The 17,830-nt window shown below is 67.8% G+C and carries 17 protein-coding genes; 5 read left to right on the forward strand and 12 right to left on the reverse strand.

Going from position 1 to position 17,830, the window contains the following annotated elements:
* Positions 1–54: 54 nt before the first annotated feature.
* Positions 55–2,283 (forward strand): molybdopterin-dependent oxidoreductase, encoded by a 2,229-nt coding sequence (locus IPI43_13965; protein MBK7775213.1) that lies wholly within the window; start codon positions 55–57, stop codon positions 2,281–2,283.
* A 24-nt stretch (positions 2,284–2,307) separates the two neighbouring features.
* Here the strand turns inward: IPI43_13965 and pgsA are convergent, their stop codons facing one another.
* Positions 2,308–2,976 carry a CDP-diacylglycerol--glycerol-3-phosphate 3-phosphatidyltransferase gene (gene pgsA / locus IPI43_13970; GenBank protein ID MBK7775214.1) on the reverse strand — a complete coding sequence of 223 codons (669 nt, stop codon included), beginning with the start codon at positions 2,974–2,976 and terminating at the stop codon, positions 2,308–2,310.
* 86 nt (positions 2,977–3,062) lie between these two features.
* Here pgsA and IPI43_13975 point away from each other — a divergent pair, with 86 nt between their 5' ends.
* The gene (locus IPI43_13975) at positions 3,063–3,587 is read left to right on the forward strand and encodes a hypothetical protein (GenBank protein MBK7775215.1); all 525 of its coding nucleotides are present in this window, start codon (positions 3,063–3,065) and stop codon (positions 3,585–3,587) included.
* A 511-nt stretch (positions 3,588–4,098) separates the two neighbouring features.
* Here the strand turns inward: IPI43_13975 and IPI43_13980 are convergent.
* Complete coding sequence (locus IPI43_13980; protein ID MBK7775216.1) at positions 4,099–5,394, reverse strand: tetratricopeptide repeat protein; 1,296 nt, start codon at positions 5,392–5,394, stop codon at positions 4,099–4,101.
* Positions 5,395–5,765: 371 nt separating this feature from the next.
* On the opposite strand from IPI43_13980, the gene IPI43_13985 reads away from it, so the two are divergent.
* The 3 genes from IPI43_13985 to IPI43_13995 all read left to right on the forward strand — a co-directional run bounded on the left by IPI43_13985 (position 5,766) and on the right by IPI43_13995 (position 8,220).
* A complete protein-coding gene (locus tag IPI43_13985; protein ID MBK7775217.1) occupies positions 5,766–6,080 on the forward strand; it encodes a hypothetical protein in 315 nt (104 codons plus the stop codon).
* On the forward strand, positions 6,061–7,125 hold the full coding sequence (locus IPI43_13990) for a flippase-like domain-containing protein (GenBank protein ID MBK7775218.1): 1,065 nt from the start codon (positions 6,061–6,063) through the stop codon (positions 7,123–7,125). Before IPI43_13985 ends, IPI43_13990 begins: the two co-directional genes overlap by 20 nt.
* A 90-nt stretch (positions 7,126–7,215) precedes the next feature.
* A complete protein-coding gene (locus IPI43_13995) occupies positions 7,216–8,220 on the forward strand; it encodes a phosphatase PAP2 family protein (GenBank protein ID MBK7775219.1) in 1,005 nt (334 codons plus the stop codon).
* A 449-nt stretch (positions 8,221–8,669) separates the two neighbouring features.
* Here IPI43_13995 and IPI43_14000 read toward each other — a convergent pair whose 3' ends face one another.
* From IPI43_14000 to IPI43_14045, 10 genes are all read right to left on the reverse strand, one after another.
* Positions 8,670–9,455, reverse strand: a complete 786-nt coding sequence (locus IPI43_14000) for a hypothetical protein (protein ID MBK7775220.1) — start codon at positions 9,453–9,455, stop codon at positions 8,670–8,672.
* A gap of 73 nt (positions 9,456–9,528) precedes the next feature.
* A complete protein-coding gene (locus IPI43_14005) occupies positions 9,529–10,041 on the reverse strand; it encodes a cytochrome C oxidase subunit IV family protein (protein ID MBK7775221.1) in 513 nt (170 codons plus the stop codon).
* 9 nt (positions 10,042–10,050) lie between these two features.
* A complete protein-coding gene (locus IPI43_14010) occupies positions 10,051–10,857 on the reverse strand; it encodes a cytochrome c oxidase subunit 3 family protein (GenBank protein ID MBK7775222.1) in 807 nt (268 codons plus the stop codon).
* Between the two features lie 20 nt (positions 10,858–10,877).
* On the reverse strand, positions 10,878–12,569 hold the full coding sequence (gene ctaD / locus IPI43_14015; protein ID MBK7775223.1) for a cytochrome c oxidase subunit I: 1,692 nt from the start codon (positions 12,567–12,569) through the stop codon (positions 10,878–10,880).
* Between the two features lie 3 nt (positions 12,570–12,572).
* Complete coding sequence (locus tag IPI43_14020; protein ID MBK7775224.1) at positions 12,573–13,583, reverse strand: cytochrome c oxidase subunit II; 1,011 nt, start codon at positions 13,581–13,583, stop codon at positions 12,573–12,575.
* Positions 13,584–13,615: 32 nt separating this feature from the next.
* Positions 13,616–14,572 (reverse strand): SCO family protein, encoded by a 957-nt coding sequence (locus IPI43_14025; protein MBK7775225.1) that lies wholly within the window; start codon positions 14,570–14,572, stop codon positions 13,616–13,618.
* 36 nt (positions 14,573–14,608) lie between these two features.
* Positions 14,609–15,193: a hypothetical protein gene (locus IPI43_14030; GenBank protein MBK7775226.1), complete on the reverse strand. Its 585-nt coding sequence runs from the start codon at positions 15,191–15,193 to the stop codon at positions 14,609–14,611.
* An 8-nt stretch (positions 15,194–15,201) separates the two neighbouring features.
* Positions 15,202–16,623 carry a hypothetical protein gene (locus tag IPI43_14035; protein MBK7775227.1) on the reverse strand — a complete coding sequence of 474 codons (1,422 nt, stop codon included), beginning with the start codon at positions 16,621–16,623 and terminating at the stop codon, positions 15,202–15,204.
* A 5-nt stretch (positions 16,624–16,628) separates the two neighbouring features.
* Positions 16,629–17,207 (reverse strand): cytochrome c, encoded by a 579-nt coding sequence (locus tag IPI43_14040; protein MBK7775228.1) that lies wholly within the window; start codon positions 17,205–17,207, stop codon positions 16,629–16,631.
* Positions 17,208–17,248: 41 nt separating this feature from the next.
* Positions 17,249–17,830 carry a DUF3341 domain-containing protein gene (locus tag IPI43_14045; GenBank protein ID MBK7775229.1) on the reverse strand — a complete coding sequence of 194 codons (582 nt, stop codon included), beginning with the start codon at positions 17,828–17,830 and terminating at the stop codon, positions 17,249–17,251.

Below are 17,830 nucleotides of genomic sequence, written 5' to 3' on the forward strand. Positions count from 1 at the left end.
CCGCACGGTCCCTTGACCCGCCAGCTAAGGGCTAATAGCCTGTAGCCACCCCCCATGACCGAGACCCACCACACGTTCTGTCGCATCTGCGAGTCGCTCTGCGGTCTCGAGGTCACCACCAACGAAGGCCGCGTCGTCCAGATTCGCCCCGACAAGGACCACGTGGCCACCGACGGCTACGGCTGTGTGAAGGGCCTCAAGCAGCACAAGATGTACGACTCGCCGGACCGCTTGAAGTACCCGCTCAAGCGCGTGGGCAACAAGTTCGAGCGCATCTCGTGGGAGCAGGCCATCCGCGAGATCGGCGCCAAGGTGGCGCAGCTGCGCGGCATCCACCCCGACAGCATCGCCATGTACGTGGGCACGGCAGCGGGCTTCGGCGTGCTGCACCCCGTGTTCGCGGCGGGCTTCATGCAGGGCGTGGGCTCGGGCAGCCTGTACGCGTCGGCCACGCAGGACTGCGCCAACAAGTTCGCGGTCAGCAAGCAGCTCTACGGCTTCCCCTTCAGCCTGAGCTTCCCGGACATCGACCGCACCGAGTGCTTGATCATCGTGGGCGCCAACCCGGCCATCTCGAAGTGGTCGTTCCTGCAAGTGAGCAACCCCATCAAGCGCCTGCGCGCCATGGAGGCCCGCGGGGCGAAGCTCTATGTGGTGGACCCGCGGCGCACCGAGACGGCGCGCGTGGCCGGCGAGTACGTGGGCATCCGCCCCAACACCGACGTGTTCTTCTACCTGTCGTTCCTGCACGAGCTGCTGGCGCAGGGGGGCGTGGACCGCACCCGCGTCGCGCACTTCATGAAGCACTTCGATGAGCTCGCGGCGCTGGCCAAGGACTGGAGCCCCGAGCGCACCGAGGCGGTCACTCATGTCCCTGCGCCGAAGCTGCGCGAGATGGTCACGGCCTACCGCACGGCCAAGGGCGCGGCACTCTACTGCTCCACCGGCGTGAACATGGGCACGCACGGGTCGCTCGCGTTCTGGCTGCAAGAGGCCATCAACGCGATCAGCGGCAACCTCGACCGCAGCGGCGGCACCCTGGTGGGCAAGGGGGTCTTCGACTTCGCCGCGTTCGGCAAGCGCACCGGCATGCTGCTCAGCGGCCACAAGGGGCGCATTGGCGGCTTCGAGGCCGTGAACGACGCGCTGCCCGGCGGCGTGCTGGCCGACGAGATCTTCACGCCCGGCGACCGTCAGGTGCGCGCGCTGTTCGTGACGGGTGGCAACCCGCTCATCACCATGAGCAACGCCAACCGCCTGCGCGAGGCCTTCACCAAGCTGGAGCTGCTGGTCTGCCTGGACATCCAGATGAGCGAGACGGCGCACCTCGCGCACTACGTGCTGCCGTGCACGTCGCCGCTGCAGCGCCCCGACCTGCCCTTCGTGTTCCCGCTGCTGCTGGGCATGCAGTCGCGCCCGTACCTGCAGGCCACGCGGGAGGTCATCCCGCCCGAGGGAGAGCAACGCGACGAGGCCACCATCTACACGCAGATCGCGCAGGCCGCGGGCGTGAGCCTGTTCAAGGGCAAGCCGCTGCAGCTGTTGCTGGAAGCGCTCATTCGGCGCCAGCAGCGCAAGCACCCTTCGCTACAGCCGGCCATCCCGCAGGAGGGCATCCTCAACCTGCTGCTGCGCATCACCCGCCAGGGCAGCTTCGAGTCGCTGCTGAAGCACACGCACGGGCGCGAGCGCGAGGAGCACGAGGCAGGCTCGTTCCTGGGCAAGCGCGTGATTCACCCCGATGGGCGCATGGACTTGGCGCCGGCGCCGCTGGTGGCCGAAGCCAAGAAGCTCGAGGCCACCTTCGCGCAGGAGTACGCGCAGCGCGACGCGCTCAAGCTCATCACCAAGCGCGCCATCACCACGCACAACAGCTGGACGCACAACATCGAGGACTTCATCGAGGGCGGCACCAACTACCTGTACATGCACCCGGATGACGCGGCGAAGCGCGGGCTCGAGGCGGGCGACATGGTGGACGTGCGCACCAAGACGGCCGCCGTGCGCGTGCCCATGCAGCTCTTGTCGGAGCTGTTGCCGGGTGTCTGCGCCCTGCCGCACGGCTGGGGGCACCAGCACGCCACGGGCATGTCGGTGGCCAGCCGCACGCGCGGGGTGAACGTGAACGTGCTCGCCGCCGACGGCGCCGACCGCATCGAGCAGGTGTCCGGCATGGCGCACCTCACGGGTTTCATCGTGGACGTGAGCAAGGCCGCGGGTCCGCAAGACCCCGAGAGCTGGAGCGGCATGCCGGAAGACCGCTTCCAGGCGGCGCAGCTGTAGCCAGTGCGCCAAGCGCGCCGACGGCTACTCCTCGGCTTCGCTCTCTTCGGCCAGGCGGTGCTCTTTGGCCTCCACCGCCTCCACGAACAGCTTGATGTACTCGCCCGCGCTGGTGATGGCGAAGAACAGGCTGAGGTACAGCATGGCGAGGCCCACCTGCCCCATGTCCACCCACAGCGTGGTGAAGCCGAAGTTGATTTGGTACGGGTGGTAGACGATGAGCAGCAGGATGGCGACCATCTGCAGCGCCGTCTTCTCCTTGCCACCCTGCCCCGCCGCCATGACCACGCCCTCACTCAGCGCGATGGTGCGCAGCGCGGTGACCCCGAGCTCGCGGCTCTCCATGATGATGACCGCGATGACACCGGGCAGCGGCAGGCGCCCCAGGTACGCGAGCCAGACGAGCGACGCCATGACCAGCAGCTTGTCCGCCAGCGGGTCCAGGAACTTGCCGAGGATGCTGATGAGGCCCATGCGGCGCGCCAGCCAGCCATCGAGGGCGTCCGTGATGGCGGTCACCATGTAGACCATGGCCGCCCAGAAGCAGGCGGCCGGCGTGCCGTCGGCGATGAGCCAGAGCACCAGCGGGATCATGACCACGCGCGCCATGGTCAGCAGGTTGGGGACGTTGATGGCGTCCGCCCGAATGCTGCTCCGGATCTTGGGCTTGAGCGTGCGCTTCTCGTTGGCCATGGGGCTCGTTCCGTCCGGTGCGACCCTAGCAGCCGCCTCCCAGCTTGGCGAGCGTGACGGGGCAGTAGGCCTGGTACGCTCCCGCCATGAGCCAGGACTTCCCCACTCCCGATCCCGTCGCGCCGGCCGGCGCACCCCCGAAGCCCAAGATGAGCACCAGCGTGAAGGTGATCGTCGGCTGTGCGCTGATGGTGCCCCTCTTCGTGTGCTGCGCGGGCGTTGGCTCCGCCGTGGCCATCCCGGCGTTCATCCGCTTCGTGAAGGGCTCGAAGGCGGCCGAGGCCCCCGTGCTGCTCGGCGAGCTCCGCGAGAGCGTGCGGGCGCGCTGCGCCGAGGGCCAGCCCACCGTGAGCGCTGGTCCGTTGCCCGAGACGCCAGTGGCCGACAAGCAGGTCGTGGACTTCACCACCGACCCCGGCTTCGCCGCGCTCCGGTTCGCCCCTCTCGATCCGGTGTACTTCAGCTACAGGGTCATCAGCGTGGGCGACGGCAGCTCGCGCTTGATCGCCGAGGGTGACCTCGACGAAGACGGCGACACCTCACGGTTCACCATCGAGTGCAGCGCGGCGTGCGAGTGCGGAGAGATCCTGATCGAGCGCGAGCTCGAGTAGAGACCTGAAACGCATCGGCTCAGGGTCAGGTGAGAGGTTCGAGGACCCACCGACGATTTCGAGCATGATTCGAGGGACATTGGGCACCCCGGGTTGAAACCCGGGGCAGCATCCCAGGCCTGGACTCAGGCGGAAGTCCTCCCCCTTCGGAGGAGGACTGTGTTCACGAAAACCAGCGGCCTCTCGGGTCCAAGCTCGAGTGATCTCGGGACCATCGGTAGAACGCGGCGGGTCTTGCCAGCCACGCAGTCCTCCCCCTGGCGGGCCCGGACTGGGCAGTTCCAAGCAGGTGAACTGTTGAGCGCAAAGGCGTGGATGCCGCGGAACTCGAGACACATCCGACCTTGAACGACGCAGTTCGCGCCCTGTAGGGGGCGGACTTCCGCCATTGATCCAGGCCAGGGATGCTGCCCCGGACTTCAGTCCGGGGTGCCCATAGAACCTTGCAGCAAGGCGAATCGGCGCTCGCCCGACATGCGTGGGATCATGCGCCGGAAGCCTGATGCGCCAATCACCGCACCAGCACCACGCCCTCGCCCCGAAACACCAACCGCGCACCATCCGCGCTCGGGAACAAGCGCCCGGTCCAGCCCACCAGGCGCTCGGGCGCGAGACGCACGCTGTCGTCCTGCACGGCCACTCCGGTGGGCAGCTTCTCGAGCAGCAGGGCCACGCGCCCGGCTCCGCTGAGCTGCAAGAAGGCGCCGCTGGCCGCACCGAGCGGCAGCGTGGCGCTCTCGAACTGCAGGCCCTCCTCGAAGGCCACCACCAGGTCTTCGCGCACGAAGAGCCGCGCCGCGCCCACCTCCAGCACCACAAAGCGCTCACCCTCGCGCGGGTGCGCCACGGCGCTGACGGGCCCCTGCCAGCGGCGAATGGGCTGCTCGCCACCGAGGGTCTCTTGGAGGTCTGCCCCGAGGGCGCGGCGGGCCACGGGCTCCGACTGCAGCGCGCCACGCACCGCGGTCAGGTTCAGCTCACGCACGTAGAGGCGCTGCTCCGCGTGCAGCAGCAGCTCACCCTGCGCGCCCAGCGCGATGCCGTTGTCGGTGGGGAACGTCGCCGTCCATTGACGAACGATGGTGTCCAGGCTGGGCACCACGGGCGGCCCACCCAGCAGCGCGGACGCGTCGTGCAGCGTCTCGCGCACGGTGCTCTCCACCGCCAGCGCCTCCGCTTGCTCGAGCGCGCGCCGGCGCTCGGCAATGGCCGGGAGCTCCTCGGGCACCACGGGCTGGCCGGGCAGGCTGTCCACCAGCGCGGCCTCTTCCTCGGGCTGCGGGGGCGCCACGCGGTACTCGCCGGTGCCGCGACCCAGGCGCTCGAGCTCTTGCTCCATGCGCTGCGCCATGGACGCTTGGCCGCCGCGCAGGAACGCACCGCGCGCCTCTTCCAGCTGCCCACGGCGCCAGTGGATGAGCCCCATGTAGCCCCACGCCTTGCTGTGGTCGGGCTGAATGCGGAGCGCCTCGTGCACGTGGTAGAGCGCGTCGTCGGCTTGGCCGGTCTTGAACAAGGCCAGAGACAGGTTGACGCGCAGCGTGGGGTCGCGAGGAAACGAGCGCACCAGCTGCTGCCAGATCTCGATGGCGCGCGGATACAGCCCCAGGCGGAAGTAGACCCCCGCCAAGAGGTCCTGGCTCTTCGAGTCTTGCGGCTGCAGGCCCAGCGCCTTCTCGAGCTCGCCCTTGGCCTCCACCACCCGGTCGCTCAGCAGCAGCTCGCTGCCGCGGTAGAGGTGGTACAGGAAGTCGTCTGGACCGGACGCGACGCTCGGGATTCTCTCGGGGGGAGTCTGCGGGTCCATAAGGGCTCCGCACCGTATCGGAGCTGGGTGTCCGGGGTCAATGCACGGTGGGGTGATGGATCCGCCGGGGGGGGGGCGGGGGTCGCGGCGGGCACGGACGCGCTGGCGCGTCCTGTCGGGACTCCCTGGAAATCGGCACTTCGCGCTGCGCGCTGCGTTTGATTTCCGGGTCCCCCCACGCCCTTGCTGACCCCCCGCCCCCGCCCCGGCGGTGGCTGACGTCCTTGGGCATGCACGCGGGTGAGCCCAGGTGGGATTCGGCTTGTCGCCCGAGGAGGGGGGCTCGACGGGGCTCGACGGGGCTGTGGCACGGGGCCGGCTCACCGTGTCAGGCTGCGCGCGTGCGGCGAAGCTCACTCGGTGTTGCGGTCATGGTTGTCCTTGGGCTCTTGGTGAGCGTGGGTGGGACGGCGCAGCTGGTCGTGCCGGGGGTGGCTTCGGCGCAGGCGGCGGGAGAACAGGATCCGGCTGGCAACGTGGAGGGCGAGACGCCGCCAGCTGGCGCGCCGGTGTTGACGGACCCGGTGACCGGGGAGCGCTATGTAGAGGTGCGGCCTGCCGACGTCATCGAGCGGGGACGCTGGGCGGTGCCGGCTTGGTTGGTGTGGTGTCTCGGCGGGCTCGCCACGGTGGTCGGGGGTGCTGTGCTGACTCGTCGGATGACTCGTGCGCGCCGCGGACACTGACGTGGTGGTCGGCGGGTCGTCGTCGGAGCACGTGGACGTGGTGCACGTGGGCGTGTCCACGCGTGGCGTGGTGCGCAAGGTCATGTGGGGCACGCTCTTCGGCGCGCTGGTCATGGCGGGCCTCACGTTCTACGCAGACGCGCGGCAGCTGGGGCGGGCGCTCGGAAGCCTCGACCTTCGCTACTTCGCGGTGGCCCTCGCGCTGGCCAGCTCCAACTTCGGGCTGCGGTTCTTGCGCTGGCAGTACTACCTGCGCTGCGTGGGCGTGAGCGTGCCGTGGGCGCGCAGCGCGCGGGTGTTCCTGGCGGGCTTCGTCATGAGCGTGACCCCCGGCAAGCTGGGCGAGGTGTTCAAGTCCATGCTGCTCTTCGAGTCGGACGGCGTGCCGCTCGCTCGGACCGCGCCCATCGTGCTGGCCGAGCGCATCACGGACCTGATCGCGCTCGTGACGCTGGCTGCCATCGGGAGCCTCGCGTTTCCTTCGGCCACGGGCGCCGCCATCGCGGGTGGCGCCACGGTCCTCGCGCTGCTGGCTCTGATCGGTGTGCGTCCCATCGGGGATCTGGCGCTGCGGGTCGCGGGCCACGTGCCGGGTGTTCGCCGCGCCGTCCCCGCAGCCCACGTGGCCCTCGACAGCCTACGCACCATGCTGCGGCCCGGCTCGCTGCTGACCACCAGCGCGCTCGGCGTGGTCTCGTGGAGCCTCGAGTGCGCCGCGCTGTTCGTGCTGGTGCATGGGTTTCCCGGGCTGACGATCGCCCCGCTCGCGGCCATCTTCGCCTACGCCGCCCCCACCATCGTAGGCGCCCTGGCCATGCTGCCGGGGGGCGTGGGCCTCACCGAAGTGGGCATGACCGGCGCGCTGCTCGAGGTGGGCGGCAGCGCGATCACCCGTGGGAGCGCAGGCGCCATCACCATCCTGATCCGGCTCGCGACCCTGTGGTGGGCGGTGCTCCTGGGGCTGCTCGCGCTGGTTGCCTTTCGCCGCCATGACGCACCCCGCATCCCTCTTGAAACAAGAGTCGTGACCAACACGTCACCGTAATGAAACTTCGAGTTGCCCAAGCGCCCTGTTTCGGACCAGCATAGCGGCACGCCTGGGAGGAACGTGCCGGGCGGACCATCACGAGCACGCATGCATCAGCCCGACGCCTACAGCCCGCGCGGCGTTCGAGAAGCGGCCAGTACAGCCCTTCAGAACCTCGCGCTGCAAGATCTCGCCGCGCTCGCGTTCCACGTTTACATGTTGTTGCGTGTGTCCGTCGCGCCGCACAGCAACGACCGCGACATGGCCATCCGTTATGGGGTGGCGCTGCTCTCGGCCACGGCCGCCGCGCTGTTGATCGCCCGCGGCGAGGTGCTCAAGCCGGGCCCCGCGCGCTCGCTGCTCTATCGCGTGGGCATCTTCGTGCCGGTGGTCCTCTCGTACTTCCAGATGCGCTTCTTGCTGCCGGCGCTGCAGCCCGCGCTGGTGGACCGCCACCTCTACGCGCTCGACCAGGCCCTCTTCGGAACCACGCCCGCCATCTGGTTTCAGCAGTTCAACCAGCTCCACATCGTGGAGTGGGTGTCGTTCTTCTACTACAGCTACTTCGCGCTGATGATCCTGTGCCTCATCCCGCCGCTCTTCCTGGACTCCGGGCGACGCCAGATCGAGATGATGATCGGGGGCCTCGCGGTGGCCACGGTGGGCCACTTCGTCTACACGCTGGTCCCGGGCAAAGGCCCCGTGGCCACACTGGACTTCGAGCCTCTGAACGGCGGCTTCTGGTGGCACCAGGTCGAGGTGACCGTGGCCAGCGCCGGCGCGCAGCTGGACATCTTCCCGTCGCTTCACACGGCCTACCCCATGTTCTTCGCGCTGCACGCCTACGGCTGGCGGCACACCAATCCGTACCGCTACGTGTGGTTCATCCTCGCGTTCTTCTCGGCCAACATCGTCATCGCCACCATGTTCCTGCGCTGGCACTGGTTCGTGGACGTGGTGGCCGGCGTGATGCTGGCCGTCTTGGCGCGGCAGTGCGGCAAGCTGGTGGCCGAGCGCGAGGCGGACCGCGGCTGCGACGGCGACGAGCGCCAGCCGGTGTGGGAGCCCATCCTGCGGGGCCGCGGGCGCCGCAGCGAGTCCGACGCGGAGTAGGCGGGCACCCAGTCCTCAGGCTGAAGCGCTCCAGCCGTGGGTTCAACACAAGTCTTGGCAGGCTCTGGTCAGCATGAATCGGTCCTGTTTCAAGTGGCATTGGCACCCCGGCTTGAAAGCCGGGGCAGCATCCCGCGCCCTGACAGGCGCGGAAGTCCAGCCCCTAACGGGCCCGGACTGGGCAGTTCCAGCAGGAGAACGGTTGAGTTCCAAGCCGTGGATGACGCCGAACCCGAGACCCATCCGACCTTGAACGACGCAGTCCGCGCCCGGCAGGGGGCGGACTTCCGCAATTGATCCAGGCCCGGGATGCTGCCCCGGACTTCAGTCCGGGGTGCCCATAGAACCTTGCCGCCAGGCGAATCGGGCTCCTAGCAAGATGTGTAGGAATCATCAGGCTGAAGCGCTTCAGCCGTGGGTCCCGGGGTCACCGGGCCCCCCCGCTCGCCTTACGGCGTGCCCAGCGGATCCGGAGGCTCGTCGCTCGGCAGCTCGGCAGGCTCGGGCGTGGTCAACAGCGCGTGCGGCCGCAGGCCCGCCAGGTCGCCCAGCACGTTGCCTTCGTCGTCGGTGAACACCGACTCCCGCCCGAAGACGGTGTAGACCCGTACGTGGCCGCTGGGCCCCGCCACGTCCGGCATGACGGCGTCAGCCTCCCGACGGAGCGAGATGGTCTCGATGCGCTCCACCGGGCGCCGGAAGTCCAGCACGGGGCCCCGCACGGTCTCGCCCTCGGCCAGGTCCAGGTGCTGCCGAATCCAGGCGCCCAGCAGCGCCCTGCCCGGCCCCACCACGGCCACCGGACTCGGGGCGCGGAAGGCATAGAAGTCGCGGCCCTCCTCGGAGGCGCGGCTCATGGTGGCCGGTGTGGTGCGCAGCTCGTAGAGCCGCGTGTCGGGCGGCGCCCTCCGTTGGCCGGGGACGCTGGGCATACTCATGCGCTTCCACACACGCAGCGGTCGGTAGTCCTGGTCGAACACCACCTCCACGTCGCTGATGCCCATGGGCCACTCCTGGCGGATGGTCATGACGCGCAGGCAGGCACGCTCACGCAGCTCCCAGCGCTCCACCACGGCGTGGTCACGCATGAGCGGCCCCGAACGCAGGTGCCCGGACGCGAGCACGCGCCCCTCTGGCAGCTCGCTCACGCCCTCGCAGGCGGGATAGGCCAGCCGCTCCACGGACTCGACTGGCGGGCGCTTGAGGCAGCCCTCGCAGCCCGACGCGACGCTCATGACCAGCAGCGCAAACGAAAACAGCAGCCAGGGGGGCTGCTGCGTTCGAGTGGCGAGAGGCCCCGTGAGGGTCCTACTCAGCGGCGGCCTCGTGCTCAGTGCCTTCGGCCTCGCCATGGCCACCCGGAGCGGCCGGGATGGCGACGAACTCGCCCTGCTCGTAGCCGATGGCGCTGCCCGCCGCGTAGGCGCCCGTGCGCGCATCCTGCTGGGTGCCATTGATGCCGTCCACGCGGCCACGCCAGCCAGTGTCGTTGGACGTGTAGCCGAAGAAGATGGACATGAAGAGCAGCGCCCCGAGGAAGAACGAGATGTTGAACGCCTTCTCGTACTTGAGGTGCATGAACCACGTGCCCACCAGGGTGGCCTTCACGGACGCGATCAAGAGGGCCACCGCGAGGTTGGCCTCGCCGAGGTCCGTGAAATAGACGCCGACCGTGAGGCCAGTGAGGACGAACAAGATGCTGATGACGATCAGGTTCGTCTTCACCGGGGTGATGTGGGCGTGGACGAGGTAGCCGTCGCCGCAGGGGTCGCCATGGTCATCGTGCCCGGCGTGCTCATCGTGGGTGTGTGCGTTGCTCATGGGTCTGTCTCAGTCGATGAGGTAGAGGAGCGGGAAGAGGTAGATCCAGATGAGGTCGACCAAGTGCCAGTACAGCGCGACCAGGTCCACGGGCGTGAAGAAGTCCTTCGAGAACTCGCCACGCTCGTTGCGCAGGATGATCCACACCATGACGCCGATGCCGATGAGCACGTGGAGACCGTGCACGCCCGTCATCACGAAGTAGATGCCGAAGAAGCTGCGCAGATGGTACGGGTAGTTCACGGCCACGCCGTCCACCACCGAGCCGACGCCCGCCTTGGACGCGTTGATCACCGCGTCGCTGAGCTCTGCGAGGCCGTGAGGGTCCGGCGGCACCGTGCAGATGCCCGCAGCGTTCAAGCTGAAGTTGGGGCAGAGGAAGTACTTGCCGGGCAGGAACCCCACGTGGAACTTGTGGGTGTACTCGAAGTACTTGATGATCATGAAGCCGAACGCGCAGAGGATGGTGATGACCAGCATCTGCGTGACGCGCTTCTGCTCGCCAATCTGCGCGTAGCGCACGGCCATGGCGGCCGTGAAGCTCGAGATGAGCAGCACGCACGTGTTGATGCCGCCCATGATCGGGTCCAGCAGGTGCGAGCCCACCGAGAAGGCCTCGGGGTGCGACGTGCGGTAGAGGGCGTAGGCCACGAAGAGACCGCTGAAGAACAGGATCTCCTGCGCCAGGAAGGCCCAGACGCCCAGCTTGGCAGCATCGAACTGCTGGACGGGCGAGTCGAAGTGGTGCGCGAGGTACGCCGGCCCATGGTGACCATGGTCGTCGTGCGCGTGATCGGCGTGTGTGTCGGTTGCCATGGTGCTTGCTTCGCCCTTACTCACTTCGCGTCTTCAGCCACAAAGTCCTTGTGGTGTCCTTCGAAGAGCTCGAGGTCCGTGCAGAGGTGGTAGTCGTAGGGCCCGCGGGTGATGACGGGCTGCTCGTGGAAGTTGTGCGGATGCGGCGGTGTGGTGGTGAGCCACTCGTAGCCAGCCGAGCCCCACGGGTTCTCCGAAGCCTTCGCCCCGCTGCGCAGCGACTTGATGAACATGATGGCCATGACGGTGAAGCCGACGCCCAGGATGTAGGCCCCGCCCGAGCTGGTCATGTGCAGGTTGTGGAAGCGCGGCAGGTAGTCGTAGTAGCGACGCGGCATGCCCTGGCTGCCGAGCACGAACTGGCTGAAGAAGGTGACGTTGAAGCCGGTGAACACCAGCGCCCAAGCCACGCGCGCCCAGTTCTCGTCGTACATCTTGCCGGTCATCTTGGGCCACCAGTAGTGCAGGCCGCCGATGAAGCCGAACACCGTGCCGCCCACCATCACGTAGTGGAAGTGCGCGACGACGAAGTACGTGTCGTGCAGGTGGATGTCCGTGGACAGCGTGCCCAGGAACAGACCCGTGACGCCGCCGATGGTGAAGAGCGCGATGAACCCCAGCGCGTAGAGCATGGGCGACGCCAGCGAGATGCTGCCCTGGTAGAGCGTGGCGACCCAGTTGAAGATCTTCACGCCCGAGGGGATGGCCACCAAGAAGGTGAGCGCCGAGAAGACCATGGTCGAGTACTCGCTCATGCCCGACGTGAACATGTGGTGGCCCCACACCAGGAAGCCGAGCAGCGCGAGCGCCACGGAGCTCATGGCCACGAACATGTAGCCGAAGATCTTGCGGCGGCTGAACGTGCCGATGAGCTCGTTCACGATGGCCATGCCCGGGAGGATCATGATGTACACGGCCGGGTGCGAGTAGAACCAGAAGAAGTGCTGGAAGAGCACCGGGTCACCGCCGATGGCCGGGTCGAACACCGCGATGCCGAGCGCCTTCTCCATGGTGAGGAGCAGGAGCGTGATGGCGAGCACGGGGGTGGCGAGCACCTGGATGACCGACGTGGCGTAGATGCCCCAGATGAACAGCGGCAGGCGGCGCCAGTTCATGCCGGGGGCGCGCATGGTGTGCACCGTGGCGATGAAGTTCACGCCCGTGAGGATGGACGAGAAGCCCAGGATGAAGACACCCATGGTCATCCAGATGACCGAGTAGTCCGCGCGCGAGCTGTAGGGCGTGTAGAACGTCCAGCCCGTGTCCACGTGGCCGACGACGATGCCGATGACCAGGAACACCGCGCCGAAGCAGTAGATGTAGAAGCTGCCCAGGTTCAGGCGCGGGAACGCCACGTCCTTGGCACCCAGCATGATGGGCAGGAAGAAGTTGCCCAGCGCGCCCGGGATGGACGGGATGATGAAGAGGAACACCATGATGGCGCCATGCAGCGTGAACACCTGGTTGTAGGTGTCCACGTTCATGATGGTGCGGCCCGCGAACAGGAGCTCGGTGCGCACCAGGAGCGCCATGATGCCGCCCAAGAAGAACGCCGCCAAGATGGACGCGAGGTACATCAGGCCGATGCGCTTGTGGTCCAGCGTGGTGGCCCAGCTCTTGATGCCGCGCTCGTGGGTCAGGTAGTTGGGCAGGTCGCCGTCGTGCGCGTGGGCGCCGTGCTCTGCGGGGGCGGTGGTTGCTTCAGTAGACATGGTTCACTGACCCTCGGTGGCGAGCGACCGGATGAAGGCGACGAGCGCCAGCTTGCGGTTCTCGGTCGGGTTGTAGACCGGCATGTTGGCGTTACCGAAGCCCTGCACAATCTGCGACTGGGGCTCCATGACGGACTGGATGATGTAGTTCTCGTCGGCGTCGCGGGTGCTGCCGTCGGTGAAGGCGCGGCTGCTGCCCCACAGGCCACGCCAGGTGGGAGCGATACCGCCCGCGGCACCCGTGGTGTTGTGGCAGCCCATGCAGCCCATCTCCTGGGAGAGGAGCTCGCCCCAGCAGGCCATCGGGTCGGCGTTGCCCTCACACTCGGCGGGCGGACCGTCGAGCTGCGCCACGTGCCTGTCGTACGCCTCGCGCGTGGTGACGCGCAGGGTGGCCAACATGCTGCTGTGGTTGCCGTTGGGCGCCACGCTGCTCTCGGCGGTGACCACTGGGTTGCCCGCGGCGTCGCGGCCGTGCGGCGAACCGCAGTACTCGGCACAGAAGACGGTGAGCGGCTCGTCCTCGGCCGTGGTGTGCGTGGCCTCGAACCACAGCGTGGTGAACATGCCGGGCACGACGTCGCGCTTCACGCGGAAGGCCGGCACGAAGAAGCTGTGCAGCACGTCGGCGGAAGACATGGTCAAGCGCACGGGCTGGTGCACGGGCACCGTGAGCGCGTTGGACTCCTGAGCGCCGCTCGGCATGTGCGTGAAGTCCCACGTCCACTGCTTGCCGGTGACGTGGATCTCGAGCGAGTTCGACGGAGCCACGGCTCCGAAGACGTAGCCCTGCCAGCCCGCGTGGAAGAGGTAGACCAGCAGGAACACGGGCGCGACGGTCCAAGCGACCTCGAGCACGTTGTTGTGTCCCGAGGGCTGCGCCTTCACGCCCGGCCTGCGCCGGTACTTGATGACGTAGAACACCATCGTTCCCACGATCAGCACGAACGAGATCAGGCTGACGTAGTAGATGAAGTAGAAGAGAGAGTCGACCTGCGGGGCGAGGGTCGACATCTGCGGCGGTAGTTGATCGCTCGCGCTGGGGTTCATGACGTTCGCACCTGGTTGGGCTGGGCGTCGAGTGCAATGCGGATGGACTCGGCGTCCTGGGCAGCCCGCATCGACTCGGAGGTGGCACGGCGACGCTCGCGCCGCCAAAAGAAGGTGAGGAAACCGCCGAGCACGAAGACCGTGATCAGACCGCCCAGCTTCATGACGTTCATGGCCATCACCGTGTAGGTGTTGGCGCTCGCGTCATAGGCATAGCAGTAGAGCAGGAAGTGCTCGGTGGTGGAGATCGACCGCCCCTGGGACGCCTCGAGGAGGGCCAAGCGGAAGTCGTTCGGGTTGAACTCGAGGCCGTAGAGGTAGCGCGCGAAGCGCCCCTCGGGGGTCAGGAACATGATGGCCGCGGGGTGCGCGTACTGTTCCTGGTTGGCGTTGTAGAAGTAGTGGTACCCAGCGGCCTCGGTGGCCGCCGTGATCGCGTCTTGGTCTCCGACCAAGAAGTGCCAGCCGCGCTCGGCGGCGGGCTTGCCCAGTGTCTCCAGCAGCTCGGCGCGCTTGGCGGCGGCCTGGGCCACCGTGTCGTCCGGGTCGATGCTGATGGTCACTGCCGTGTACTCGACACCGGGGGACCACTCCGCCTGCATGATGCCGCGCGAGGTCGCGTCAAGCACCATGGAGCAGAGCGTGGGACAGGTGTGATAGGCGAAGGTGAGGAGCACGGGCTTACCCGCGCTGAAGTAGTCCCCGAGGCGCACCTGGCGACCGGTGTGGTCGGTGAACTCGAGGTCCATGGGGAGCTGCTGGTCCAGCTGCTCGTTGACGCGGATGCGCTCGATGCCAGGCGCGGCCCGCGATGGACGCGCCCCGTTCTCGTTCGGCAGCCACTCCTGCGCCGCCGCCGGAACCACCCACGCCCCGCTCGACGCGAGCGCCAGCGCACACACGGCATAGGCCGTGGAGCGTGGGGCGCGAAGGAGGTGGGGCGAGGTGGTCATGAGGGGGACTGGAGTTGAGAGAGGGCGGCGAGAGGATCAGGGAGCAGGCGCGGGACGCGGGCGCGGGCGACCGGGGACCACTTCGGCTGCAGCCGCCTCGGCAGCAGCAGCAGCGGCGGCTGCGGCGGCTGCCGCTTCGGCCTCGGCCGCGGCGCGACGAGCGGCGCGCTCTTCCACGGCACGGCGGGCAGCTGCGACGCCCTCGGCGTTCTCCATGGCGGCCCAGCCCTGGACGGCGTCCAGGGTTTCGTTCTGGACCGGGCGGAGGTTGCCGCGCTGGCCGTTGGCCACCTGGCCCATGGCCTGCTCGATGGGAAGGGTGCCGGTCTCGAGTCGCGCCTGCGCCTCGAGGCGGTCGACCTCGGCCACGGTGGCGCGGCGCACACGGCCCGCACCCTCATAGACAGCAGCGTCTTCGGCCGTGATGGGGCGCGTGACCCCATCGGCTTCGACCACCCAGCGAGGGTAGCTGCCCTGCTCGATGGCCTCGGCCTGGCGTGCCTCGATCGTCCACGCGAAGTAGTTGTGGAAGAGCGGGATCAGCCCGGCGAGCGTGAGCGCAGAGGCCACGGCCACGCCGATGATGGCCTTGTCGTTCGTTCCGGTCGTATCGTAACCCATCTCGAGCCTCAGTACGTCTGGTGGTGGTGAAGGCTGCGAGACAGGCGGGGGTCGCCCACTGGAACCAGTGGGAAACGCGCCAGGCCCTTCAGCACGAAGGTGAAGAAGACTCCGCCGCAGAGAAGCAGCGCCGCGAGGTCGTAGACCACGCTCGAGTCGAGATGCGCCGGCGTGTTGGCCTGCGGGATGACGAACCAGTAGAGGTCCACCACGTGCATGGCCAAGAGCCACACGCACATCTTCTGCAGCCAGCCCAGGTTGCGCTTCTGGACCCGCGAGATGAGCAGGAAGAACGGCGCCACGAAGTGACCGAAGATGAGGGTCAAGGAGACCCACTCGAACCCACCCTGCCAGCGGCGGTGGAACCAGGTGGCCTCCTCGGGGATGCCGGCATACCAGATGAGCATCCACTGCGAGAACTGGACGTAGGTCCAGAAGCAGATGAACCCGAACATCAGGCGGCTGAGGTCGTTGATGTGCTCGCCGTTGACCGCCCCACCCGCGAGGTTGTTGCGGTGCATGTGGATGCCGAACAAGCACGCGGTGGCGAGGATGGCGATGGCCGACCCGCCGAAGATGATGACGCCGAAGATGGTGGAGTACCACGCCGGCTCGAGGCTCATGACCCAGTCGAAGGACGCGAAGGTGAGCGTGAGGCCGAACACGAAGCTGCTGAGGTAGCTGGCGTTCTGCATCCTGGGGGTGAGCTGCTTGTCCTTGGTCTGGTCCTGCCGCGTCGACGTCTTGAAGTAGAAGAGCGCGATGAGACACCACGCGAGCAGGTAGACCACCGCGCGGAACGCCCAGAAGCCCTCGGCCAACCAGCCGGACTTGCCGAGCAGGGTGTTGTGATGGAGCTGCTGCTCCTGCGGGGTGTGCGCGTGCGCCTCACCATGCTCGTCGCCGTGACCCGCTTCGGCCTCGCCTTCGGCCGGGGCGCCCTCGTCGGGAGCAGCTGCAGCTTCGGGCTCCTGGGCCTGGGCCACGCTGGCCCCGAGCTGCAACGCGCCGTGCTCTTCGGCCTCGGCCTCGCCCTCAGCGTGGGCGCCGCCGTGCTCGTGCACCAGACGCCACTCGTCGTACATGCCGAAGGCACCCGCCTGCACCGCGAAGAGGATGGGCAGCGCCAGCACGAAGATGACCGGCGCACCGGCCATGAACACCTCGAAGATGCGGCGGCTGGTGACCCCCCAGTGCCCCGCCGTCATGTGCTGGATGAGCACCATGAACATGGCACCGAGCATGAGCGTCGTGACGGCGAAGAAGCCGAAGAGGTAGCTGTAGCCGAAGCGGTTCGAGTCTGCGACGAACCCGGCGACGCTGCCCAGCAGGCCGACCACCGCGAGGGCGGCCGAGACCTTCCATGCAGTGGTGGCGAGGAAGCTGTCGGCGGGGAGACGGTAGTCTTGTTGGTTGGGTTCGTGGGCCACAGCGCTCACTCCGGACGGCTCGGGCGGCCCTGCTCACTGAGCTGGAGGGCGCGCACGTAGGAAACGATAGCCCAGCGATCATCCGTGGGGATGCTCTGCGCGTAGGCAGGCATGTTGCGGATGCCGTGGGAGATGGTGGCGAAGAGCTGGCCATCCGGGATGCCGCGGAGGCGCTCGTCGTGGAAGGTGGGCGGAACCATCGCGTTGAAGTTCAGGCGCGCCACGCGGTGCGCGACGGGACCCTCGGCGGAGCCGGTGTCGCCATGACACGGCGCGCAGTAGATGGTGTAGCGCTCTTGACCGCGGGCCACGAACGACGCGCCGCCGCCGTTGCGCTGCACGACCTGTCGCGGGACCTCGAGGACCCACTCGGCGTTGTCGTCGGCGCGACCCGTGGCGACGCCCAGGTTCGGGTCGTCCTCACGCGACACGGTGCCGTCGACCTGCGGACGCATGGTGCGGCCGTCCTGGAAGAACGCGCTGCGCTCCTGCGCGTCGTAGCGGGGCTGGTTGTACATGTTCCGGATGGGAACGACCGGCGTGTCCTGCGTGGTCTGGCCACGGCAACCCATGAGGGCCGCCATGACCAGCAGCGAGACCAGGATGTGCTTGCTGAGCGGGAGAGTCACAGGACTTCCTCCTCCACGAGCTCGAGGTGGCTCGGGTGCGTCGACTCGAGCAGCGCCCGGGTCTTCGTGAGGTCGAACTTGGCGTCCTTGACCTCGATCGAGATGAAGTACTTGTCATCGGTGGCCGCGGCGAAGCGGTCCGACTCGAAGATGGGGTGGTTGTGCATGGGCAGCTTGAGCAGGTGCAGCATGCCGAAGAGCGTGCCGAAGCCGGTGAGCAAGACCGTGCACTCGAACAGGATGGGCACCATGGACGGGAACGAACCGGGCGGCTTTCCACCGATGATGATGGGGTAGTCCCAGTTGTTGGCGTACTGGATGAGCAGCGCGCCGCCGATGAGCCCCATCAGGCCGCAGATGAAGCTGATGACGCCGATCTTGGTGGGGACGAGCCCCATGGCGTCGTCCAGCCCGTGTAGCGGATACGGCGTGTGGCAGTCCCAGCTCTTGTAGCCCGCGTCGCGCACCTTCATCGCGGCCTTGGCCACGGCGTTGGGCGTCTCGTACTCGGCGAGGTAGAGGGCGGGCCTCTTCTCGGCGATCTTCGGCTCTTTCTTAGGGGTATCGTGGTCCGACAT

The organism is Sandaracinaceae bacterium (genome assembly GCA_016706685.1).
Classification (GTDB): Bacteria; Myxococcota_A; Polyangia; order Polyangiales; family Houyiibacteriaceae; genus JADJJE01.